Annotated in this window: 17 protein-coding genes; 9 read left to right on the forward strand and 8 right to left on the reverse strand. The window is 41.9% G+C overall.

Annotated elements, in window-relative coordinates; all coding sequences use genetic code 11:
• Positions 1-19 precede the first annotated feature (19 nt).
• Together ftcD and hutI are read right to left on the reverse strand one after the other, a co-directional pair.
• Positions 20-1,717, reverse strand: a complete 1,698-nt coding sequence (gene ftcD / locus QZ576_RS09885) for a glutamate formimidoyltransferase (protein WP_297096604.1) — start codon at positions 1,715-1,717, stop codon at positions 20-22.
• A gap of 350 nt (positions 1,718-2,067) precedes the next feature.
• Positions 2,068-3,321 (reverse strand): imidazolonepropionase, encoded by a 1,254-nt coding sequence (gene hutI / locus QZ576_RS09890; RefSeq protein WP_297096606.1) that lies wholly within the window; start codon positions 3,319-3,321, stop codon positions 2,068-2,070.
• Between the two features lie 186 nt (positions 3,322-3,507).
• Here hutI and QZ576_RS09895 point away from each other — a divergent pair, with 186 nt between their 5' ends.
• Positions 3,508-4,263 carry a nuclear transport factor 2 family protein gene (locus QZ576_RS09895; protein WP_297096608.1) on the forward strand — a complete coding sequence of 252 codons (756 nt, stop codon included), beginning with the start codon at positions 3,508-3,510 and terminating at the stop codon, positions 4,261-4,263.
• A 76-nt stretch (positions 4,264-4,339) separates the two neighbouring features.
• On the opposite strand, the gene QZ576_RS09900 is transcribed toward QZ576_RS09895, so the two are convergent.
• Both QZ576_RS09900 and QZ576_RS09905 read right to left on the reverse strand, forming a co-directional pair.
• The gene (locus QZ576_RS09900; protein WP_297096611.1) at positions 4,340-4,846 is read right to left on the reverse strand and encodes a nuclear transport factor 2 family protein; all 507 of its coding nucleotides are present in this window, start codon (positions 4,844-4,846) and stop codon (positions 4,340-4,342) included.
• Between the two features lie 39 nt (positions 4,847-4,885).
• Entirely contained in the window at positions 4,886-5,221 is a 336-nt protein-coding gene (locus QZ576_RS09905; RefSeq protein WP_297096613.1) for a DUF6616 family protein, read from the reverse strand.
• A 397-nt stretch (positions 5,222-5,618) separates the two neighbouring features.
• Here QZ576_RS09905 and QZ576_RS09910 point away from each other — a divergent pair, with 397 nt between their 5' ends.
• The 5 genes from QZ576_RS09910 (at position 5,619) to QZ576_RS09930 (ending at position 12,059) form a co-directional block, all read left to right on the forward strand.
• Positions 5,619-6,728 carry a nickel-binding protein gene (locus tag QZ576_RS09910; RefSeq protein WP_297096615.1) on the forward strand — a complete coding sequence of 370 codons (1,110 nt, stop codon included), beginning with the start codon at positions 5,619-5,621 and terminating at the stop codon, positions 6,726-6,728.
• A 299-nt stretch (positions 6,729-7,027) separates the two neighbouring features.
• Complete coding sequence (locus QZ576_RS09915; protein WP_297096617.1) at positions 7,028-7,771, forward strand: energy transducer TonB; 744 nt, start codon at positions 7,028-7,030, stop codon at positions 7,769-7,771.
• A gap of 601 nt (positions 7,772-8,372) precedes the next feature.
• Positions 8,373-9,281 carry a hypothetical protein gene (locus QZ576_RS09920; protein ID WP_297096619.1) on the forward strand — a complete coding sequence of 303 codons (909 nt, stop codon included), beginning with the start codon at positions 8,373-8,375 and terminating at the stop codon, positions 9,279-9,281.
• 91 nt (positions 9,282-9,372) lie between these two features.
• The gene (locus QZ576_RS09925; RefSeq protein ID WP_297096621.1) at positions 9,373-10,479 is read left to right on the forward strand and encodes a nickel-binding protein; all 1,107 of its coding nucleotides are present in this window, start codon (positions 9,373-9,375) and stop codon (positions 10,477-10,479) included.
• A 155-nt stretch (positions 10,480-10,634) separates the two neighbouring features.
• Positions 10,635-12,059: an FAD-binding oxidoreductase gene (locus tag QZ576_RS09930; RefSeq protein ID WP_297096623.1), complete on the forward strand. Its 1,425-nt coding sequence runs from the start codon at positions 10,635-10,637 to the stop codon at positions 12,057-12,059.
• A gap of 283 nt (positions 12,060-12,342) precedes the next feature.
• Here the strand turns inward: QZ576_RS09930 and QZ576_RS09935 are convergent, their stop codons facing one another.
• Complete coding sequence (locus QZ576_RS09935; RefSeq protein ID WP_297096625.1) at positions 12,343-12,531, reverse strand: hypothetical protein; 189 nt, start codon at positions 12,529-12,531, stop codon at positions 12,343-12,345.
• A 199-nt stretch (positions 12,532-12,730) separates the two neighbouring features.
• Here QZ576_RS09935 and QZ576_RS09940 point away from each other — a divergent pair, with 199 nt between their 5' ends.
• The gene (locus QZ576_RS09940; RefSeq protein ID WP_297096627.1) at positions 12,731-13,312 is read left to right on the forward strand and encodes a hypothetical protein; all 582 of its coding nucleotides are present in this window, start codon (positions 12,731-12,733) and stop codon (positions 13,310-13,312) included.
• A 43-nt stretch (positions 13,313-13,355) separates the two neighbouring features.
• Here the strand turns inward: QZ576_RS09940 and QZ576_RS09945 are convergent, their stop codons facing one another.
• The 3 genes from QZ576_RS09945 to QZ576_RS09955 form a co-directional block, all read right to left on the reverse strand.
• Positions 13,356-14,405: an MFS transporter gene (locus tag QZ576_RS09945; protein ID WP_297096629.1), complete on the reverse strand. Its 1,050-nt coding sequence runs from the start codon at positions 14,403-14,405 to the stop codon at positions 13,356-13,358.
• A 98-nt stretch (positions 14,406-14,503) separates the two neighbouring features.
• The gene (locus QZ576_RS09950; RefSeq protein WP_297096631.1) at positions 14,504-15,067 is read right to left on the reverse strand and encodes a hypothetical protein; all 564 of its coding nucleotides are present in this window, start codon (positions 15,065-15,067) and stop codon (positions 14,504-14,506) included.
• Between the two features lie 83 nt (positions 15,068-15,150).
• The gene (locus QZ576_RS09955) at positions 15,151-15,567 is read right to left on the reverse strand and encodes an RDD family protein (protein ID WP_297096633.1); all 417 of its coding nucleotides are present in this window, start codon (positions 15,565-15,567) and stop codon (positions 15,151-15,153) included.
• A 638-nt stretch (positions 15,568-16,205) separates the two neighbouring features.
• Here QZ576_RS09955 and QZ576_RS09960 point away from each other — a divergent pair.
• The gene (locus QZ576_RS09960; RefSeq protein WP_297096635.1) at positions 16,206-19,355 is read left to right on the forward strand and encodes a S41 family peptidase; all 3,150 of its coding nucleotides are present in this window, start codon (positions 16,206-16,208) and stop codon (positions 19,353-19,355) included.
• Between the two features lie 191 nt (positions 19,356-19,546).
• Positions 19,547-22,675, forward strand: coding sequence for a TonB-dependent receptor (locus tag QZ576_RS09965; RefSeq protein ID WP_297096637.1), 3,129 nt, complete (start codon positions 19,547-19,549; stop codon positions 22,673-22,675).
• The last annotated feature ends 10 nt before the right edge of the window (positions 22,676-22,685 follow it).

The raw sequence follows: 22,685 nt of genomic DNA on the forward strand, positions 1-22,685 counted from the left end.
TCCTTCGAAATGACAAGAACTATCCTTCAATTTTATTATTGACAATCTCCAGAATTGCTGCCTCTTTTTCATTGGCAGCTTTTAACAGGTCCTCTGCTTTTGCCAAAGCATTTTCTAGAAATTCGGCATCAGCAAAACCCGCCGCGTTAATCTTCACATTCAGGTAGGCACCATGAACAGCTGTTCGGGCACACAACGCTCCTACCCCCGCATCGGAAACTGAATTTGGATTTCCAACTTCTGCCATCGCTTGCATTACTACCAATGAATCGTGCGCCAGCTGCATTACTTTTAACGGCACTTCAATGGCATTTTTTGTGGCATCGTGAATGGCTTGTTTGCGCTCGGCTTTTTCCTGCTCGCTGGATTTTGGCAGTCCAAATGCTGCCATAATTTTATTGAAAGCATCCGTGTCTTCATCCACACAATTCAATAAAGCGGTGTGGTAATATTTGCCTTTTTCTGCCCAGTCGGAAAATTCTTCCCAACGCTCATCCCATCCACGTTTATGCGCCGAGAGGTTGGCAACCATAGCACCTAAAGCACCTCCCAAAGCACCAACATAAGCAGAAATAGAACCACCTCCCGGAGCCGGTGATTCAGAAGCTGTTTCGTCTTTAAACTGAGTTAAGGTCATGTCAACCAGCTTTTTCGCCGATTTATCTTCGATCACATATTCAATGATCTTCTTTTTCGGATCGAAAGGTGCCAGTTCATCCAGCCCCAGCGATTTGATGGCGATTTTTATAATCTCCTCATCCGAAATACCGGTTGAACGTTCTTGTTTTCGCAGGAAATATTTCCCCGCATCCAACATCGCCTGAAGCGGAATCAATCCAACTAACTCCGATCCTGTTACACGAATACCTCGCTCCGTAGCTTTTTTACAAGTTTCATCAAAAGCCACATGAACAGGCGTAACTGTTATGTCGGTCAGGTTAATGGAAATTTGCGCCACTCCATACTCTTCGATGTACCAACCAATGGCGCGTGTCTTTTTCAGACTTCCCGGAATACGAACCGGCTCACCATTTTCGTCGTTTACAATTTTCCCGGTAATCGGGTTTCCCTCGCGTTTTACACGTCCTGCCTCACGAATATCAAAAGCAATGGCATTAGCCCGGCGGGTTGAAGTTGTATTCAGGTTGATATTGTAAGCCACCAAAAAGTTACGTGCACCGATAGCTGTGGCACCACTTCCAGCCACTCTTTCGTTCCATTCATTCGGGCCAAAATCAGGTTTCCATTTTTCGGTAGTAATACGTTCTTTTAAGGCTTCGTATTCGCCTGAACGACAATTTGCTAAACTGCGACGTTCCTCATTAAAAGCTGCAAACTCGTAACTAAACACCGGAATTCCCAGTTCTTCGCCAACACGTTGTCCAAGTTTTCGGGCATATTCAATGGCTTCTTCCATACTAACATTAGCAACGGGTACCAGCGGACAAACATCGGTGGCACCAAAACGCGGGTGTTCACCTTTGTGCTGACTCATGTCGATCAACTCGGCAGCGCGTTTTATTCCGCGAAATGCAGCTTCGATCACATCATCAGGCGTGCCTACAAAAGTTACCACTGTACGGTTGGTCGCTTTACCGGGATCAACATCCAGCAAACTGATATCGGCCACACTTTCAATAGCATTGGTAATTTCTTTGATTATACTCATATCGCGCCCTTCAGAAAAGTTAGGGACGCATTCGATAATTTTTTTCATTTCAATTAGTTTATTGCTGTCATTTCGAACGAAGAGAGAATTGAAAATCAGCGGAGCTAAATCTCTTCCTTTTGTAACAGATTTCTCCTCGCCTACTCGTCGAAATGACATTTTATGCGAATGTATAAATTGCAAGAGATTTAGCTTATGATTTTTTGCAGTGATTAATTCCACTTTACTGATTTATTATACTATTTATAAAATCAATCTGTTTTACCCTAATCCCTAAAGGGAACCAGATTGATTTTTTGGACTTCACCCTTCAGGGTTGGGGTAAAAATCCAAAAAATCATATATTAAGATAATCAGTTAAAGTTGAATTAAACAGTCAGACCGAGCGGAGTCGAAGCTTAGAAGTTTTGAATCTCGCCATTAATAATTACCGTTTCAACCAAATTCGAACCATAAGCATACGGCAAATACTCGATTCCCGGAACTTCGCTGGTAATAAACAGGTTGGCAACTTTTCCACGGGCAATACTTCCGTAGCTTTCACTAATTCCCATGGCGTATGCCGTATTCAGCGTGGTAGCGTTGATCACTTCTTCGGGCAACATTTTAAAATTAATGCAGCCCATTGCCGAAATCAGACTCATGTTTCCGCTTGGCGACGAGCCCGGGTTAAAATCGGATGCCAGCGCCACCGGCAAACCAGCTTCAATCATTTCGCGCACAGGCGACAATTTCATGTTCAAAAAGAAAGCAGCCCCCGGCAAAACCGTCGGCATAGTTTCCGAACCTTTTAACGCCGCAATTTCATCTTCACCCACATATTCCAGGTGATCAACCGAAAGTGCATTGTATTTCACGCCGGCCTGAATACCGCCTGTTAATCCAAGTTCATTGGCATGGATTTTTGGACGCAAACCATATTTTATTCCGGCCATAAGAATTCGTTCGGTGTCTTCCACCGAGAAAAAGCCCTGATCGCAGAACACGTCAATAAAATCGGCCAGCTCTTCGGCGGCAACCTGCGGAATCATCTCATTGATAATAATATCGACATATTCTGATGGATTGTTTTTATACTCCAAAGGAATGGCATGTGCACCCAAAAAATTGGCACGCACACAAATGGGCGAAGTGCGTTTTATCTGCTGAATAACGCGCAACATTTTCAATTCGTCCTCGGTATTCAATCCGTAGCCGCTTTTTATTTCTACGGCTCCGGTTCCCATTTTAACGATTTCCCAAATGCGCTCCATAGCACTTTCATACAGTTCTTCTTCCGACGTTTCGTGCAACAGTTTCGCCGAATTCAAAATACCACCACCCCGGCGCGCAATCTCTTCGTACGACAAACCTTTTATCCGATCCACAAATTCCTTTTCGCGCGGTGCCGCATAAACCAAATGCGTGTGCGAATCGCAAAAACTGGGGTAAACCAGCCGGTTCGAGCAATCGATCTCAATTAGCAAATCATCATCAATATATTTGTCTTTTAGCTGATCCATGGTGCCAAAGTCCTCAATCACTTCATCGCGGATAATAAGAAACGCATTTTTTATGGTATTCACCTTTGCCATTTCTTTTCCGGCTCTGAATAAAACGGGTTGGTCTTCCACCTGAACCAGCTCTTTTATATTTTCCAGTAATAGTTTCATTCCCTTTGCTGTTATTCTGTTTGTTTTAAAAAGGTACAAAAATGCAGGCATAAATCAACCTTTTACCGGCCGTTTTTGAAATGATGGAAATCAGCAAAACCAAATAAGCACTGAAAAAGCCAAACAGCGGCGCTTAACTTTTATCCGAATAGCACGTAAGAGATGAAAACTTTAATCACAACTATTATGAAAAACTTATTGCTTCTTTTGGGGCTTTTAGCGCTGCTAATGGCCTGCCAGACTGCTGATCCTGAACAGGAAAAATCAGCCGTTGAAACCACACTGAATGATTTTTACACTGCCATGGAAAATTTCGATTACGATGGTGTGAGAGCACTTTGCACCACCGATTTTAGCCTTTACGAAACCGGGTTCGATCACAAGGATCTGGATGGTTTTATCGAGTCGGTAAAATCGATGGAAGGTGCAGCTTTTAATGTTGTTATCGATATAAAAAGCACCGAAGTATCGGGCGAAATGGCTTTTTCGGTGGTTAATTTTAATGCCGACATTGCAATGGGCGATGCCAAAATGAGCATTGAAGCCTACGAAACGTATGTGTTCAAAAAGGTAAATAATAAATGGCTGCTTCATTACTGTCACAGCACACATTTACCCGATAAAAACGATGTTCATCTGGCCAGCCTTCACTTACTTAAAGTACCTGAAGGAGGATCAATTGACCCGATGCTAAATGTCATGGACAAATTTAACCAGGCCATTGCCGAAATGGGTTTCTGGGATTGTGGTTACACCGTAATGCAGGTGGTACCCGACAGCAACGACGAATACAACTACTTTATAAAAGGAAACTGGAAAAACCAGGAAACCTACGACGCCATACACGATAGTGAAGGATGGAAATCGATTGCTGATAATTTCCCGGAAGAAGCTTCGAAGCTAATGGAAAATCAGATTTATGTGAAAGTTGAGGATTTATAAAAACACTCAGTAGCAACACAAAAACATCCATAACTCATGCAAATTATGGATGTTTTTGCTTTGTAAAACTTGTGTTCTATAAATCAGCGGTAACAAACTCCGACTCCTGCAACGATTCATGAAAATGAATCACCATCCATTTATTGTCGATCTTTTGCAGTACCAGTGTGCTTCCACATTCGGGAAAACTCAAAGTAGATCCGGGAAAATAAAATTTTCCCTTGTAAGGCATGGTAACAATAGCAACATCGCGGGTAACTATCCGAATATCAGGAGTTGAAAATGCAAAGTCCACCTTTTCAAGATTGTCAAATACTCCGTGTACCTCTTTGCTAAAAGCATCAACACGCATTGTCTCTCCACGAATTCCAATGTATTTAAAATCTTTATCGAGCAAAAAGTTTGACTCAAAAGCTTGCGTTACAGCCATGTGTTTCATGCCTTCCATCATTTTATTGATAGTGGTTTCAACCTCCTGGCTTAAAACTTCTTTTTCAGCTTGGGTAATTGGTTTTTCTGCTGTGTTTGTGCATGCAGCGAGCATAAACAAACCTGCGGTTAAAAGGATTGAAATAGTTCTCATTTGTTTAGTCTTTAAGGTTTTAATATTTAAGTCGAATTGTTACATCGAAATCAGTTTACCAATTATTTCATCGGGTGTAGTCAATTCTCCCGACACATTTTCCTGGTGGAAATAGTTGTACCAGCCGGCTTCCATTACCACGGCTTCAAACTCCTTTTTCATATCCAGCGAGGGGAATTTCCAAACGGCATAAAAATCAAAATTAGCCCGGTGTGTTGTCGCCTCATCGTTAACACCCCAGCCAACAATTTCCACCCCTTTTTCGAGCAACGACTGCATGTGCGGCCCTATTTGTTCAAGGTAACTGCCACGTTCCTCGCGCGATAGTTGTTTCCACGCATCCCGTGCACTCCACAATTCGATAAAACATTCCATGATTGTTTGATTTTAGTTAATACCCACAGACAGACCGCCCGGTCTGCCCGAATTTCAATTAAATAAGTTACAAAATAAACCACTGAAAAACAATGTATTAATCAATACAAAAAAGAGAATCGAGCAATAGAACCTGCAAATTACCGGAGTTGAATGGGATGCACTAAATTCAGTAATTACCAGTCTCAAGGAATTTTGCACAGCCGGTTTCTTCGAATGGCATTCCACCCAACTCTACTTTTCGCTTTCCATTCAGAATAAATAAATTTTTGACGTTGAACATTTTACGCCATGCACACGTTTTTAAATTTAATTGCAACCATCATGTTAACCCGGTTATCCTTATATACATTTTGGCCAATCCCCAGTGCTTAACCACTAATTAAAGCTTGAGAGTATGCCTTATTTCATCGATAATCATGAGCTAAATGGTGACGTCCACACCGAGGCAATCGCACAAAAGCACCTCAAGGATATTACTGTACAACACCGATATCATTGCCGGAAACTGGGATATTGGTACGACGAAAAACGAAAGATCGCCTTTTGTTTATTCGAAGCCCCCAACCGCGCGTGTATAGAACAACTGCACAAGGAGGAACATGGCAACGTGGCCAACCACATTATTGAAGTAGATTCAAGGATCATCGATTTTTTCCTGAAACAAATCGAATCGCAAACTCAAACCGAAAAGGTAGATATTAATAGTGTCAGCACGCAGCCGCTTACAACCATTATGGCGCTAAGCATCGATTCGAATGAGTTGTACAGTTTGAAACAGGAAGAGCGACGTTCGCTATCGAAATTATTCAAGAAACTGGTACTCGACTATTGCAACCACTTTAAAGGAACTGTTATTCTGCGCGACCAATTTGCCTCGCAGCTAACTTTCGATTCAACAAGTGCTGCGGTTTATTGCGCATTAAAAATTCATAAGGAATTTGCTCCGTTTATTAAACCACTGCAACGCAAACTATTTTTAAAGGTGGGAATCAGCGGTTGTTATTTGGAACATATCAGCAATATTGAATTCGAGCAGTCGGTAAAACTGGCAAAACGATTGTGCTACATTTCTACAGAAAAAATTCTGGTTACCCTCGAAGTGCGGAACCTGTTTCAGAGCGAAAGTATGAAAGTGGTGATTAAAGGCGACCGCATAAAATCTATTTCGCCTGACGAAGTGCGCTTTATTACCAGTTTAATGGATTACATGGAAAAACACTGGAAAAATCACGACCTGCATGCCTCAATGCTCGAAAACCACCTGGGGTGTAGCAAATCGCAGATTTACCGAAAAATGAAAGCGCTTATTGGCGAGTCGCCAAACTCGTTTATAAAAGCCTATCGCCTTAACCGGGCTAAACAATTGCTGCGCAGTAAAAGTGGTAACATCTCCGAAATAGCTTTCGATACCGGTTTTGGCAGCCCATCGTACTTCTCGAAATGTTTTCAGAAAGAATACGGAATTACCCCATCCGACTTTCAAATAATGCTTGCAGAAGCATAAATCACCCTATTTAACACTTAATGATCTTTTTATATCTTATTTTGAATCAAATTTGCTAACACCCGTCTTCTCTAGTGTCGTAAATTTGCAAGTAACAGTTCAATGGATCAGAATTGAAGAAGCACCCCAACGCATCAAACCCTTTTTATTTTAAATGCTACTTAGGTCCGAAACATCCGTTAATGGGTATCCGGTGGTTAGTTTGACAACAAGGAAAATAACTATATATCGACAACAGAAAACATTTAGAAACAGAAACAATGAAAATTAGATTTTAGAAACTATTAAAACTCAAAGTCATGAAAACAATTAAATTATTATTCGTATGCATGTTAGTAGCCATTTTTGCGCATGCACAAGAAAGCGTTCCTCCTTATACTATGGAAGACGTAGAAGTAACACCTCCTAAGTTTACAGCAGTTAAGTACAGTCCTACTGATAACACAAACGCACTGAAAACCTACATCGCCAACAATTTTAAATACGATGCAGATTTTGGAGAAGCAGCTGAAGGCACCCAAGTAGTTAAGTTTATTATCAATTCCGACGGAAGTTTGTCGAATATTGAGGTAGTAAACAGCGTTTCGCCAACAGTTGACGACCTTATTACAAATATATTGGCAGAAACCGATTACATGTGGATGCCGGGTAAAAACAATGGAGTTCCGGTGGCCATGGAAAAAGAAATTGCTATTCAGATTAAACTGGGAATGACAGAATCGGCAGCAGAAGATCGCGATTTTACCGAAATTGCCCAGGACTATTTCACCAAAGGAGCTGAGAAGTTATTCTTCGATCAGAAAACTAAAAAAGCCATCAGATGTTTCGAGGCTGCTGCACGCTACCGTCCTTACGACCAGGGCACTTTGTATATGTTAGCACTTTGCGAAGTTGACCGCGGAAATATGGATGCAGCACAAGCATACGTCGAAAGATTCAGAAAACTGGGAGGCGATAAAGATATATTGGAAGAAAATCTGGCACAAGACGTGAAAAGCGTTGACGGATACGAACTACTATCGCAACTTTTTGCAACCGAATAATTAAACGTACTATTAAGTAGAATTTTAACACAGGCCGTTTCGGAACATGTTTCCGGGATGGCCTTTTTTTTGTCTATAATCTCAGTGCAGCAACCAAACCACACCGCTAATTTCCGTTAAACCTGACTTCAACAAAACATCAGAAGTAAACAAGAGTTCAAGCCGAAATCATCGCCATATTTTTAAATTTTTCAGGAAAAACGTTTGGCGAAATTGACCAAAAGGTCTTAACTTGTTTACAATAAATTACACAAACATTCTACATCAGTTAAAAATTTGAACGCTAAAAAATGCCTAAGTCATCATAATAGCAGATGACAGTTATTTATACTTAAGTTAAAAACCGTTGGGAAATCCCGGCGGTTTTTTAATTAATCTCAGTCCAAAATCCCTCCGTTTTTCTCCTCCTCAAACACCTTTTTTCGCTCTCAGTCTCCATCAATCTCCCACCAATCTTCTATCAATCTTCCGAATGATACAAATGTTGCATTTAATGATTCATCTGTGTTCGACTGGCATACTCGCCATGGCGTAATTTTGTATTAAACGTTACAACAAGAATTCGTGCAGCACACCATTAATAACTTAAAATCACAGAATTATGAAAAAGAAAATCATCAGCATCGGAAGCCTTGGCACACTGGTTATTGTACTTCTGGGTATATTATTTATAAATGCCGGAAATAAAGACGAAAACAAGGCCATAATTAGCCTCCTTGAAAACGAACGAAAAACCTATTGCGACAACGATTTTGAAGCCTATGCAAAAAACTGGATTCAAAATGAGCAGGCACTTTTTATGTATGCAAGTATGGAAGATCATTTTTCGATGCAAGGCTGGGATCTAATCAGCGAGACCATGACACAACATATGGATTTCAAAATTGAAAACAACATTAAAACCGTTGAAAATCCTGAAGACTTCGAATACCACAACATACTGGTGGATGGTAACATGGCCTGGGTAAATGTATCGCAGTATGATGCCGACAAAAGTGTAAAAGACAGACGAGCCTACGTGCTAAAAAAGGAAAATAACGATTGGAAAATTTTAAATATCAACCTGTTTGGCACTGAGAGCTACGCCGAAGGAAAATTTGTGGTGAATGCCAACAACGCCCCCGAAAAAACACATGTCCATCTTGACGATTTTCCAAAGGATAAAGTATTCCCGATGATTGAAGGTTGGGGCGGTATGTGTGTCGACATCAACAACGCACCTGCCGGAACCGAGTTCTCGCCGCTTTTGGAAGGACTGGAAAACGACCATTGCCAGGTGCCGCACTGGGGCTATGTTGTTGAAGGCGCCATTCGTATGGATTACGAAGATGGTACTTCGGAAGTGTTTCGTGCCGGTGAAGCTTTTTACATGAAACCCGGACATACGGGCGGTGTTCTGGAAAATCTGTTGCTGGTAAGTTTTGGCCCCGAGGAAGGTATTCAGCATTTGGTAGATCACTTTGAAAAGAAAGTGGCAGCCATGCAGGCCGAACAAACAACGCAGAATTAAACACCCAATGAATCGGCCGGCACATCTGCCTGATGAACAAATTTTTACAACGCCATGTTACACTTTATACTGAACTTTTAAAAACTGCACTATGCCACTATTTATGGATTACCACATAACCCCGGGCATAAAGCTCGAAGAAGCAAAAAAGGCGCACCTCAAAGACCTCGCAGTGCAGTCGAAATACAACGTAAAATACCACCAGTTTTGGGTGAATGAAAAAGATGGCATGGTGTTTTGTCTGATGGAAGGCCCAAGTAAAGAAGCCTGCCGTGCCGTACACAAAGAAGCCAACGATATAGAAACATGTAATCTTGTGGAAGTAGATGGCGGTATGTATTCGGCGTTTATGGCTTACGACCAGGCACTCGATCATGGCATTGTAATGAAAAATGCCAGTCAGGCCGATACCGGTTACCGCTTTATACTAACGCTTGATATTATTTCGCTCACCACAGTGAAGAAAAGTATCGATTTCGAACGATTAAAATTCCCGGAAAAACCACGGCAGATCGCCGGCAATTACATCCATAAATTCCAGGGACGCATCCTGCGGCAATTGCAGAACGACAGCCTTATTGCCACTTTTTACACGCCCGAAAGTGCCGTTCAATGCGCCATTGGTATTCGTGATTCGTTTAACAAACACATCGGCGAACAAAAAGATGCCGGCTGGAACATCCGGTTTAGAATGGGAATTAGTGTTGGCCAGCCGGTTACCGATCACGGAAATGCTATTTTTGAGCGGGCCGTGGAACAAAGTTATCGTTTCTGCAAAATTGCCGGCGATGGCGAAATTATCACCTCCACACTCATGGGTAAACTAAGCGTTTTCTGCGATCAGGAAATTGAAAAGGAAACGGTAAAAGTGCTCAACGAAGCCGAAGAAGCTTTTCTTACCCGTTTGTTTACTATTGTTGACGGCCACTACCCCAACGAAACTTTTAATGTTGAAAGCCTGAGCCGCGAAATCGGTGTGAGCCGGCCGCATTTGTACCGAAAAATCCGAAGTCTTACCGGTACTTCGCCCAATGGTTTTATCCGCGACTTACGCATGAGCAAGGCCCTTTCACTAATGAAACAACGAAAGAAAAACATTACCGAAATAGCGCTGGATGTTGGCATCAGCAATCCATCATATTTCGCCAAATGTTTTCACGAAAAATACGGAATTCTTCCTTCGCAGGTAGCTGTATGAGGTAGCAACTCACCATCCCGCGCGTATAAGCCCCCGCTCGATTAAGCTTTGATTACCAGGATAATATTTCAATTCACAGCATTGGTATGCTTGTAATGCCCGTGGTTCGAAATAAGCTAATGCACGTTTTCATTTTAACCAAAAATTATAATGTCATGGAAATTATTACAAGATCCGGTAACAAAACAAACATCGATCAGCAGCTGATCGACGATTTTTGCACATCGTTAGGTGGAACATTGGTAACTGCTTCGGCTGACAACTACGACGAAGTTCGACAAATTTGGAACGGTATGCACGACAAAAAACCGGCACTGATAGCACAGTGTTCGGGAGTGGCCGATGTGGTGGCATCGGTAAATTTTGCCCGCGAAAACGACATCCTGTTTTCGGTGCGCGGCGGAGGGCACAACGTTGGTGGTAGTGCCACAAACGATGGCGGACTGATGATCGACCTATCGCAAATGAAAGGCATCCGTGTCGATCTCGAGAAAAAGACCGTTTATGCCCAAGGCGGCGTAACCATTGCCGATCTCGACCGCGAAACATCGATTTTCGGGTTGGTAGCTCCATCAGGAGTAGTTTCAACAACAGGAATTGCCGGATTAACACTGGGCGGTGGTTTGGGTCATCTGCGCAAAAAACACGGGCTGAGTATCGATAACCTGGTTTCGGTGGATGTGGTAACTGCCGACGGACAATTTATAACCGCCTGCGAAAAACAGAATTCCGATCTTTTTTGGGCCGTACGTGGCGGCGGCGGAAACTTTGGCGTGGTTACTTCTTTCCAGTATCAACTGCATCCGGTAGGGCCAATGGTAACCTTGTGTGCGCCTTTTTACCCGGCAGAAGAAGCCCCAGAATTATTGCCGGCATGGCAAAAATTTATGGATGAGTCGCCCGACGAAGTATCGTCGACTGCGATGTTCTGGACCATCCCTCCCGTTCCCGATTTCCCCGAAGAAGCGCATGGCAGACGCGTGCTTATTCTTCTCGCTGTACATTGTGGCGATGTGGAAAAAGGCGAGCAAATGCTTAAACCTTTGCGCGAACTCAGCACACCACTGGTCGACCTGAGCACTCCTATACCGTGGACCGTACTGCAAACCATGTTCGATCCTTTCTTCCCGAAAGGCGAGCAGCTGTACTATTTTAAATCGAGATACATTAACCGGATGGATACAAAAGCCATCGATGCCATTGTTCCAAAAGCAAGTAATCCGCCACAACCAATGGTGCTAATCGCGATCTGGCATATTGGAGGTGCCGTTAGCCGCGTAAAAGACGATGCCACTCCTTTCTCCGGCCGACAATCGAATTACCTGTTTAGTATCGATGCCATTTGGGCCGATGCCAGTGCGAATGACGAAGTGATCCGTTATGCCCGCGAGTTTCTGGATGACCTGAAGGAATTCTCTCCCGGTGGATTGTATGTGAACTTTGCCGGTTTGGGCGAAGAAGGTGTCGATCTGGTAAAATCGGCTTACGGAAAAAACTACGAGCGTCTGTCGGTGATAAAAAAGAAATACGATCCGAACAATTTATTCCGCATCAACCAAAATATTAAGCCGGCGGAATAGTCTGGGGAGCGGCTTTAAAAGGATTTCCACGCGAAAGAGGTGCAGGCGATTTTAACTTCGCTAATTGCGGCGCATAGAACTCCTCTGCCCTGATCAGCTTTTGCGGATGCGCCTTTCCCGTTTGTCCTTTTACCCCGGATTTCCCGCTTCGTCTACCGACGAATCGTTCATCCGGGGTTACCAAAATCGAATCCCTACGGGATTATTTTATACCTGATAACAGGACCAAAGGTCCGAAACGTTTAAGCGTTGTCCGTAAGGGCAACGACTGGGGAGATTGCTTCTACCACGCGAAAGCCCCGAAGCTTCGGGGGCGCGGGAACGGTGCTTTTGCACCGTCCTTTTGGGCGGTGTTATTGAAAATTACGGCGCATAAAACTCCCCTGCCCTGATCGGCTTTTGCTGATGCGCCTTTTTCCGTTTGTCCTTTTACCCCCGGATTTCCCGCTTCGTCTACCGACGAATCGTTCATCCGGGGTTACCAAAATCGAATCCCTACGGAATTATGCACTTCGCCAGGCTGACGGACAGAGGATTAAAACCAGACAACACAGCAAATCCTTCCTACAAAACCTATAGGATAACTTTTATTCCGAAATATTCGTAAGAAGAGTTACGTCCATTTTCAGTTGTGGAAAAACCAGACTTTTATTAACCAAAAATTACCAATTATGAAAAATTTCAAAAAATTGCTGTGTCTGGTTTTTTGCGTCAGCCTGTGTTTTGCTTGTGCAGATTTTAACGAAGATGTTACGAACGACCTGAAAAGTGGGAAGTACGGCTCCGGCAAAGATGGAGATGTAAAAATGGTAACTGTGCCATTTAAAGCGCATTACCTGGGAACCTATATGGAACCGGGAGACAAATGTCCCGGCACCACCAATGTTATAGTTGACGGAGTGGGTGAAGGAACACACGTGGGAGTTTCCACCGTTCATTTCGATTTTTGTATTCTTGGCGCAACAGCTAGTGGAGATTCTATTTTTTATGGCAATACCGACGCCTACATTGTTGCCGACAACGGAGACTCTTTATTTATCTCAGTAGAAGGAGCTGTAGTTTCACCGCCTCTGGAAGATCACCCGGATTATGTGGTGAATTACTGGAGAGATCCGTTTGTGATTTTAGGCGGTACCGGACGATTTGAAGGAGCCACAGGAGAAGGAATGTCGGACGATTACAACAGTACGGAAGATGGCTACTCTCACCATAACTGGGAAGGCACCATAACAATGCTTAAAGGAAAAAGATAAATAGCTGATTCTTATACCCCAATACAAAAGGCTTGACTACTGGTTAAGCCTTTTTTTGTTTCAACAAGGTCCGAAGTCCGAAGTAAAAGAACAGCAAGGCAAAAAGTATGAAAATTAAAATTACCCAATCCACCTGAAACCATCCTTTGTATTCGGTGTACGTTGGAACGGCACCTAAAAAAAGTGCCAGTGTGGTTAAACCAAATGAAAATCCGGCTTTACCCGGTAGCGTATTCGAAATAGCCACCAGCGTAACCGGCATGGTAAAGTTAAAGACCAAAGCGCCGATCACCCCCAAAACAACATACGAACTTCCGAACGACAACAGCGGTAAAGCCAGTAATAAACCGAAAATGCCGGTTTTCATCCAGCCAAATTTATCCGCCAGAATTCCACCAAATGCTTTGCCCAATGCAACCACTGCGGTCAATAAGACCAATAAATACACATTTGATTTCCAAGGGAAGTTTACCGTTAATCCCACAACCGACCGTATGGCGATCGACAGAAGTAACAGGACGACTACCAACACAAAATAGTTTATTTTTTTCACCGGATTTTGGGGCACCGAATACGCCGGAACTTTTGTAAACAGCAACAACAGGGCGAACAAAAGTAAAGCCGCCGGGAAAACAAATAAGTACATTTTTACGGGAGAAGTTGCCAGGTAAATTCCCAGGGCTAAACCAACTCCGCCGGGCGCAACAAAAATACCCGGATACTTTGCTTTTTGATGATCGATGTTTAAAGCGATTTGTCCGCCGCCAACATGAAACAGCGCATTACCAAAACCTGCCAAAACGATTGCAAAAGCCGGGGTTCGCAAAAAGAACCAGGCCGCCAATACAATCAGCACGCCGGTAATTGCCGCTAACTTGGGTTGCTCATATTTATCGAGCAACCAGCCCAGTGGCACCTGCAATACAAAAGCCAGTGCATTGTACAAAATAATATAGCTTAATAATCCTGACCGAACATCTACAGCGCCCAATAACAAAAAGGCGCACGATGCATCAACCAGTGCATGACACAAGCCATAAACTATCAAAAAATTAGTGATAACAGAAGTACTGCTGCTTTGGATTTTAGGCATTATACGAGGCTGATTTTTCAGTTTTTCCAAATGTACCGATTATAAACCGGGTGGAGATGAAAACTGCGGAAAGATAATCCGGCTTAATTAACTAATAATTACCACTCCCACTGAAGAATATTTTCCTCATCGATAAAACCAAAATTCGAGATGGTATGTGTACTTGTAACTTCGGAGATGCTGTTCACCCCATCCACATCGGTCGTATCCATGTAGGAAGTAACCACGGCATGTTCTTCATTTACCGCCAGGCTAAAAACTTCGTCATCGTATATAAACCGAATTGTACCATCGTCCTCAATTTTCAGCACTTCAAACGAGTCGTTCTCAAAAGGTATTTCGTAAACACCGGTAAGCCCACTGGCACAACCACCACCTGCTGTACCCGATAAACAGGCTCCTCCCCCGTAAATAAATTTGAGGTTTTTATTAATCTCGAAATCAATGATGCCATTTAGAGTATTCAGGTCCTCATCGTAGCGATAAGTAGGAAAATCAATTTGTAACGACGGTGGTTCGGGGCCGGAAATCAATACCCCGTCAACTTGAGTAAAACCTTCAACAAACAGATAAGACATGGGCTCATCATCTTCGTTATCGAAAATACAGGCTCCGAGTGGAAGCAAAAGGGTGAGGATAAACAACAGTTTGTAATTTTTCATGTTCGGAAATGTTTATTTGCTCTTTTGAGTACGTGTGATAAAAGTAAATATTGTTTACGTAAAACAAAAGTGAACATGGAGGATTAGTTTATCGCACCAACGGGGGCTTTATAAATAACAACCGACTGTACCGCAATATCGTGAATGGCTTTTGCCTTTTTATTGCCGCTTACGGTGATTAGTGAAAGCCAGCCCAGCAAAGCTTTTATGATGTAGCGAACTATAGCCAGCGGGAAAAGAATATTCTTCTCCGGGTTATTGGCTCGTTTTACCCGGATACCAACCAGAAAATGACCGATCGTTCCACCGAAAGTGCTGGTAAAAATCGGGTCGTAAAGCAGGAAAATAAATACAAATGCCGCTAGCCGCAAAAAATATGGAACGTTATCAAATTGATCGAACAAATCAACAATACCCAGCATAAAAACAAGCAACAATACTGAATCGACAATTACTGCTTTTACTCGTACAAAAACTCCGGGGTAGTTTTGATTTTCCATTTTTATTTATTGGTATTTCTTTTTGGGTGTGAATTACAGATTTTTGCACTGTCCTTCAGGACAGTGATCCGGTGTTACCAAAATCAAATCTCTTCGGGATTGTCTTTGATTTGCTTGTGACTAATTTCCACCCGCCTGCTTTGTCATTGCTAATCTTTCATCGCCCTTACGGACGATGCTGAAATGTACCGGGGCCTTGCCCCTAAAACGAACAGGGCCAAAGGTCCGGCAAATCAAAGCGTTGTCCGCAAGGGCAACGACTGGGGAGATTGCTTCGCGCAAGCCCCGAAGTTTCGGGAGCACGGTAGCGGTGTTTAGTTCAAATCAGGCTCAAGCTGAACCTTTTATTGTAAGTTCTCGTAATTTAATTTCTGTTAGCTTTTGTAACTTAAAGTATTAAGTCATTAGCAACGATGAAGAGTTGATTGAATGAACCACTTTATACAAAAACTTGTTTCATACATCTAAATTGGTGTTATAAGCCAAAGTTTAGGGTTCCACATACAAGAATTATAACCTCGCATTTTCAGAAATGTGATAATGCGGTTAAAAACCATACAAAATCTATAACTATGAAATATTGTCTACTCCTTTTGTCCTTACTACTAGCTTTTCAAACGTATAGCCAATCGCCCATCATGCAACCCACGATCTCGCCTGATGGCTCTGAAATAGCCTTCAGTTTTCAAGGTGATATCTGGATAGCGAAAGCCACAGCAGAAAATCCCAAACGCCTTACCTTACACGAAGCCTATGAAGGAAATCCTGTATGGTCTGATGATGGAAAACAAGTGATTTTTTCAAGCGATCGTTTTGGGAACAATGACCTGTTTAAGATTGCTGCCGCTGGTGGAACGCCAATACGTCTTACCTATAACTCTGCCAATGATCTACCTGCCAGTATCATGCCAAATGGCGCTATACTTTTTAACACTGGTAGAAATTACCTACAGATAGAAAGAGAACCGGAAATATATATTTTAAAAGAAGGAGCTGCTACTGAAACGCGCTTTATGGACGCCCTTGGTTCAGAACCGGTTAGTTCTCCGGACGGAACAAAAATTGCTTTTGTACGTGGTACTTGCAGAATCGCAAGAGAAGCATACAATGGTCCTGCCAATCGTGATATATGGGTGTACGACATTACAAAAGACGAATACCAGCAAATAACCACTCATGGTACCAATGATTTTGCCCCCCAATGGCTAAACAATAACGAGCTTGTTTTTATTTCGGGTAGAAACGGTCGTTATAACATTTACAAAGCTGACGAAAGTGGAACCATGAGCCTGCTAACCAATGAAAAGGACTTCGGGATATTTTCATTTTCATTAAGCAGAGAAAGCAACAAAATAGCCTATCAAACTGCAAAGCAATCATTTATTTTTAACCTGTCTGACAATACAAAGACAGCCATAAACGTGGATATTGCTACCGATTACCGATTCGACCCGGTAGTAAAAGAAAATACGAAGAACAAAGTGGATGAATTTGCTTTGTCTCCAAATGGTAAGTTTATCGCTTACAGTGTTCGGGGAGAACTGTTTGTCACCCGTAATGACAGCGAAGATGATAAAGCGGTGCGCCTGACAAATACCTCTGCGCGCGATATTAATCCGGTGTGGTTAAACGATGAAACATTGCTGTTTATTTCAGATGCTGAAGGCCAAAATGACTTATACATGCTTACCTCAACCGACGAGGAAGTAAAAGACTTATTTTACTCTTTCAAAAGAGAAATAACGCGATTAACCAAAACAACCGAAGAAGAAAGCAAGCCATTAGTCAGCCCTGATGGCGAGAAGGTGGCTATACTTCAGGGACGTGGAACATTAATAGTATTTTCTATAGATAAATCGGGAAATCTTGGTGATAGTAAAATCCTTCTTGACGATTGGGCTACCCCAAACGGAATTACCTGGTCACCCGACAGCAAATGGCTGGCCTATAGCAAACCCGATTTAGACTTTAACAACGAAGTATTTATTCATGCGGCTGATAATAGTCAGGCCCCGGTAAATGTTAGCATGCACCCAAAAAGGGATGCCAATCCGGTATGGAGTAAAGACGGCAGCAAACTGGGATTTGTTTCCGAAAGAAATAATGGCGATAGCGACATTTGGTTTGTCTGGCTAAAAAAGGAAGATTGGGAAAAATCCAAAGCAGAATGGACCCGAAATGAAAAAGAAGCTAAAGACAAAACCCCTGAAAAAGATAAAAAAGAAGAGGATAACAAAGGAGACGATACAGAAGATAAACAAGAAAAGGAAAAAGATATTGAGATTGACTTCGATAAAATGTACCAACGCATAGTACAGGTGACCAAGTTTGCGGGTGGTGAAACCGATTTTGCCTTTGATGACAAAGGGGAATTTATTTATTATACCAACGGAGCAGTGCGCAGGTTAGACTATGTTATTGATAGAAGTCTGTTCAAAATAAAATGGGATGGCAGCGATAAAAAAGAAATAAAAGGAATAAAAAACCCTACCGGTTTGCAAACAACACCGTTAAAGGGGAAACTCTATTTTAAGCAAGAAAGTGGAGTGATAAGCGCACTCGATTTGAAATCAGATAAAATTGAAAAACTTTCGGTAAGCTCAGAATTGAGAATACGGTACAAGGAAGAACTCTCTCAAATATTTGAGGAAGGTTGGAGAACATTAGGGGCAGTCTTCTACGATCCACAATTTCATGGTCAGGATTGGGAAGCACTAAAAGCAAACTACAAGCCCATTGCATTAGCAGCTTCTTCGAAACAAGATTTTCGATGGTTCTTTAATTTGATGCTTGGTCAGCTGAATGCCTCACACATGGGACTTTATGGTGATAATCCGCAAAAAGAGACCCAGAGAGAACTGACAGGGAAAATAGGAATCGAAGGGGAAGCAGTACAAGAAGGATTTAAAATTTCCAGAATTGTAGCAAACAGTCCGGCAGACCGGGAGGAAAGCAAACTAAAAATTGGCGATATCATTACAGCCGTGAATATGGAAGCAGTAGTACCAACAGCCAACTTTTTTGCCTTAATGGAGGGCACTTCTAATGAAAGAACCTTATTAAACATTAAACGAGGAGAACAAAATGAGGAAATTCTAATTTGGCCCGGTACATCTTTGGGAGCAGAATTGTATGACGAATGGGTTGAAGCAAGAAGAGCACTGGTAGATGAATACTCAAATGGCAAATTAGGCTACCTGCACATTCAGGGCATGAACTGGACTTCGTTTGAGCGTTTTGAAAGAGAATTAATGGCTGCCGGTTATGGCAAAGAAGGTATTGTTATTGATGTACGCTACAACGGCGGCGGATGGACAACCGATTACCTAATGACAGTATTAAGCGTGAGGCAACATGCCTATACTGTACCAAGAGGTGCCTCAGAAAATCCTTCTGAACAACATAAAGACTTTAGATCGTACTACCCATTTGGAGAGCGTTTACCTTTAACAGCCTGGACAAAACCATCTATTGCTTTATGTAACGAAGCCTCCTACTCCAATGCCGAAATTTTTTCACATGCGTATAAAACACTGGGGCTGGGCACTTTAGTTGGACAGCCAACCTTTGGCGCTGTAATTTCAACTGGTTCAACCAGATTACAGGATGGATCCAGGTTGCGTTTACCCACCAGAGGTTGGTATGTGAAAGCCACAGATGAAAACATGGAAAACGGCCCGGCTGTACCAAACATACTGGTTGAAAACCCTCCGGCTTATAAAGCAAAAAATGTAGATCCTCAACTAAAAAAAGCAGTGGAGCAGCTCATTAGTGAAATGGAAAAGTGATGAGCAAATAAACAAACTGAAGCAATACCATTATCCATGGCGAGGCAATATTCAAGTGTGCGTATAAAAACAATGCCGTGACTAACGTAATTGAAACAAAAAAATCATTAATGCTGTATAATTATTCTATTGTATAAATGCACTTAATAGTGCGATACTTATTTATTTACTAATCTAACAATCTAATTCCAATGAGAAAACTGACACTATTTCTTATTTGTTCGCTTATAGTAGGTGTACAAATAGCAAGTGCACAGGTTAGGAGTGTTACCGGAACCGTATTAAGTTCTGAGGATAATTCTCCAATACCGGGTGTATCAGTAAGTATAAAGGGGACCACCGTTGGTACAGTAACCAATATTGATGGTGTTTACTCTTTCGACATTCCAACAGATGCACAAACAATTGTGTTTTCATTTGTTGGTATGAAAACGGTTGAAATGCCGGCAACAGGTTCTGTAATTAATGTTAACCTTGAGCCGGATGTTTTAGGACTTGATGAAGTGATTGTAACTGCCTATGGTACATCAACTAAGCAGGCGTTTACTGGTTCTGCTGATGTAGTGGGTGCTGAAGAATTATCAGCACGAAATGTTACTTCTCCGATTGCTGCAATTGAAGGTAGAGCAACAGGGGTACAATTTACTTCTGCATCAGGGCAACCGGGTTCTTCTCCGAATATTGTTATTCGCGGAGTAGGAACACTTAACGGTAGTTCAGATCCATTGTATATTGTAGATGGTATACAGTACGAAGGTTCGTTAAATACCATTAACCAGGAAGATATCGAATCTTTTACCATCCTTAAAGATGCCGCTTCTACGTCATTATACGGATCGAGAGCTGCTAATGGTGTAGTTTTAATTACCACTAAAAATGGTACTACCGGAGCTATAAAAACGTCTGTATCTGCCCAGGTAGGTATTGTTAGCAGAAGTATTCCAAGCTACGATGAAGTTTCGCCGGGTCAATATTATGAAATGATGTGGCAAGCTTTAAAAAATTCAAGTGCCGGCGACGGAGATCCGGCCTATGCTTCCGCAAATATTTACAATAATTTAGGGTATAACCCATTTAATGTGGCAAATGCTCAAATTGTTGGAACCGACGGAATGCTAAACCCTAGCGCAAGAGTAATTTATAAAAGCCTTGACTGGTACGATGAAATGGAACAAACCGGGTTACGAACCAACTACAATGTTAATGTAGCAGGTGGAGGCGAAAAACATAAAATATTTTTTTCTGCTTCATACCTCGATGAAGAAGGTTATGTGGTTACAACCAGTTTTGATCGTATTACGTCTCGTTTAAATGCCGAATTCGATGCCACCGATTGGTTAAAACTTGGAGGAAGCGCAAACATTACTATTACTGAATCTGAAGGTCCAACTTCGGCAGGAACAAGTAGTATCGTAAACCCTTTCGGATTTGCTAAAAACATCGGATCAATTTACCCGGTATATGTAAACGACTTAGACGGAAACATCGTATTAGATGCCGGAGGAGAGCCTGTTTTTGATAACGGTGAAGGTTATTCGGAATACAATATCGGTTCAAGGCCAATAAATCAAGGTCGTCATGCGCTTCAGGAATTGTTGCTAAATAATGAAACGACAAGAAACAATACCTACGGAGTTAGATTCTTTGCTGACTTCAAAATAATTGAAGGTCTTAATCTTAGATTGAATTACGGTAGAGATATAAATGAAGGTCTCGAAAAAGAATATGAAAACCATATTATTGGAGATGCTCAACCAACCGGAAGATATGGAGAAGACAGATACCGGAGAGATGTTGAAAACTTCAATCAGATTTTAACATTCAAAAAATACTTTAACGAAGTTCACAGTGTAGACCTAACTGCCGGTCATGAGAGCTTCCAAAGAATATATTCAGGTATCGATGGTACATCGATTAAACAAGTTGCAACGGGTATTTATGAATTCGACAACTTTGCCGAACCAATTAGTTTAAATGGTGCTACTACAGAAAAAACTATTGAAGGTTACTTCTTCAGGGCCAACTATAATTACGACGGTAAATATTATATCAGTGCTTCCGTAAGAAGAGATGCTTCATCTGTTTTCGATAAAGAATCAAGATGGGGTACCTTCTATTCAGTGGGTGCTTCCTGGAGAATCGATCAGGAAAACTTCATGCAAAACATCAATTGGGTTAATCATTTAAAACTCCGTGCTTCATATGGTCAGGTTGGTAACGATGATTTGGGCGACTTCTTCTTGTCTCAACCAAGATACGGCTTAACATCAAACGCCGGTAATCCAGCTATTTATTGGTCAGAAATTGGTAATTCTGAACTACAATGGGAAACGGTTGGTAGTTTCGACGTAGCCCTGGAATTTGCGTTATTCAATAATCTTATTGATGGTTCTGTTGAATATTACAAGAAAAATTCAACCGATCTGCTTTATGATTTACCCATTCCTTTAAGTAACGGTTTAAATACTGTGCCTTCGAACATTGCCGATATGTATAATTCAGGATTTGAAATTGGGTTAACCGGACATGTCATTCAGAAGGGTGAATTTAAATGGGATCTGACAGTACAGGCATCGACATTTAAAAATGAGATAACGAAAATTCCTGATCCTTTCATCGATGGATCAAAAAGATGGGCAGAAGGCAGATCAATCTACGATTTTTATATACTTCAAACTGCCGGCGTAGACCCGGATACAGGAGATCAATTGTTCTGGATGTTTGAAATTGATGACGATGGAAATAGCGTACCGGTTTTGGATGGTAATGGAAATCAGGAAACCACTAATGATTGGGAAGATACCGAAAGAGCATACACCGGAGACAGTGCCATACCTGACATTTTAGGATCAGTAGCTAATTCATTTAGTTATAAAGGATTCGACTTAAATGTTTTAGTGACTTATGGTATCGGTGGAAAATTTTTAGATTATGGATATGCTGCTATGATGCATAGTGGTACTTATGGCCGATCACTTCATCCTGATATTCTGGATGCATGGAGAAATCCGGGCGATATGACCAGTGTGCCCCGAATGGAAAATGGAAATGTTGATTTAGTGCAATCACAGTCTTCCCGGTTTTTAACCGATGCGTCGTTTTGGACCTTGAAAAATGTTAGCTTGGGCTATACTTTCGACGGTTCTGTTACAGAGAGAATAGGTGTTGATAATTTAAGATTATCACTTACCGGAGAGAATTTGTATCTGAAAAGTAAGAGGACAGGACTCGATCCTCAATACAATTTGTCGGGAACACCTGAGGGTAATGATTTTAACCCATCGAGAATATTCTCGATTGGATTAAATGTCACATTTTAATCGTATAAAT

This window comes from uncultured Draconibacterium sp. (assembly GCF_913060805.1).
Taxonomy (GTDB): domain Bacteria; phylum Bacteroidota; class Bacteroidia; order Bacteroidales; family Prolixibacteraceae; genus Draconibacterium.

Bases quoted from the DNA above. Each gene is read 5' to 3' on its own strand.
- QZ576_RS09960 (WP_297096635.1), top strand. From the start codon at position 16,206: ATGCAACCCACGATCTCGCCTGATGGCTCTGAAATAGCCTTCAGTTTT.
- QZ576_RS09930 (WP_297096623.1), top strand. From the start codon at position 10,635: ATGGAAATTATTACAAGATCCGGTAACAAAACAAACATCGATCAGCAG.
- QZ576_RS09925 (WP_297096621.1), top strand. From the start codon at position 9,373: ATGCCACTATTTATGGATTACCACATAACCCCGGGCATAAAGCTCGAA.
- QZ576_RS09905 (WP_297096613.1), bottom strand. From the start codon at position 5,221: ATGGAATGTTTTATCGAATTGTGGAGTGCACGGGATGCGTGGAAACAA.
- QZ576_RS09945 (WP_297096629.1), bottom strand. From the start codon at position 14,405: ATGCCTAAAATCCAAAGCAGCAGTACTTCTGTTATCACTAATTTTTTG.
- QZ576_RS09935 (WP_297096625.1), bottom strand. From the start codon at position 12,531: ATGAACGATTCGTCGGTAGACGAAGCGGGAAATCCGGGGGTAAAAGGA.
- ftcD (WP_297096604.1), bottom strand. From the start codon at position 1,717: ATGAAAAAAATTATCGAATGCGTCCCTAACTTTTCTGAAGGGCGCGAT.
- QZ576_RS09920 (WP_297096619.1), top strand. From the start codon at position 8,373: ATGAAAAAGAAAATCATCAGCATCGGAAGCCTTGGCACACTGGTTATT.
- QZ576_RS09950 (WP_297096631.1), bottom strand. From the start codon at position 15,067: ATGAAAAATTACAAACTGTTGTTTATCCTCACCCTTTTGCTTCCACTC.
- QZ576_RS09940 (WP_297096627.1), top strand. From the start codon at position 12,731: ATGAAAAATTTCAAAAAATTGCTGTGTCTGGTTTTTTGCGTCAGCCTG.
- QZ576_RS09965 (WP_297096637.1), top strand. From the start codon at position 19,547: ATGAGAAAACTGACACTATTTCTTATTTGTTCGCTTATAGTAGGTGTA.
- QZ576_RS09955 (WP_297096633.1), bottom strand. From the start codon at position 15,567: ATGGAAAATCAAAACTACCCCGGAGTTTTTGTACGAGTAAAAGCAGTA.
- QZ576_RS09895 (WP_297096608.1), top strand. From the start codon at position 3,508: ATGAAAAACTTATTGCTTCTTTTGGGGCTTTTAGCGCTGCTAATGGCC.
- QZ576_RS09900 (WP_297096611.1), bottom strand. From the start codon at position 4,846: ATGAGAACTATTTCAATCCTTTTAACCGCAGGTTTGTTTATGCTCGCT.
- QZ576_RS09915 (WP_297096617.1), top strand. From the start codon at position 7,028: ATGAAAACAATTAAATTATTATTCGTATGCATGTTAGTAGCCATTTTT.
- hutI (WP_297096606.1), bottom strand. From the start codon at position 3,321: ATGAAACTATTACTGGAAAATATAAAAGAGCTGGTTCAGGTGGAAGAC.
- QZ576_RS09910 (WP_297096615.1), top strand. From the start codon at position 5,619: ATGCCTTATTTCATCGATAATCATGAGCTAAATGGTGACGTCCACACC.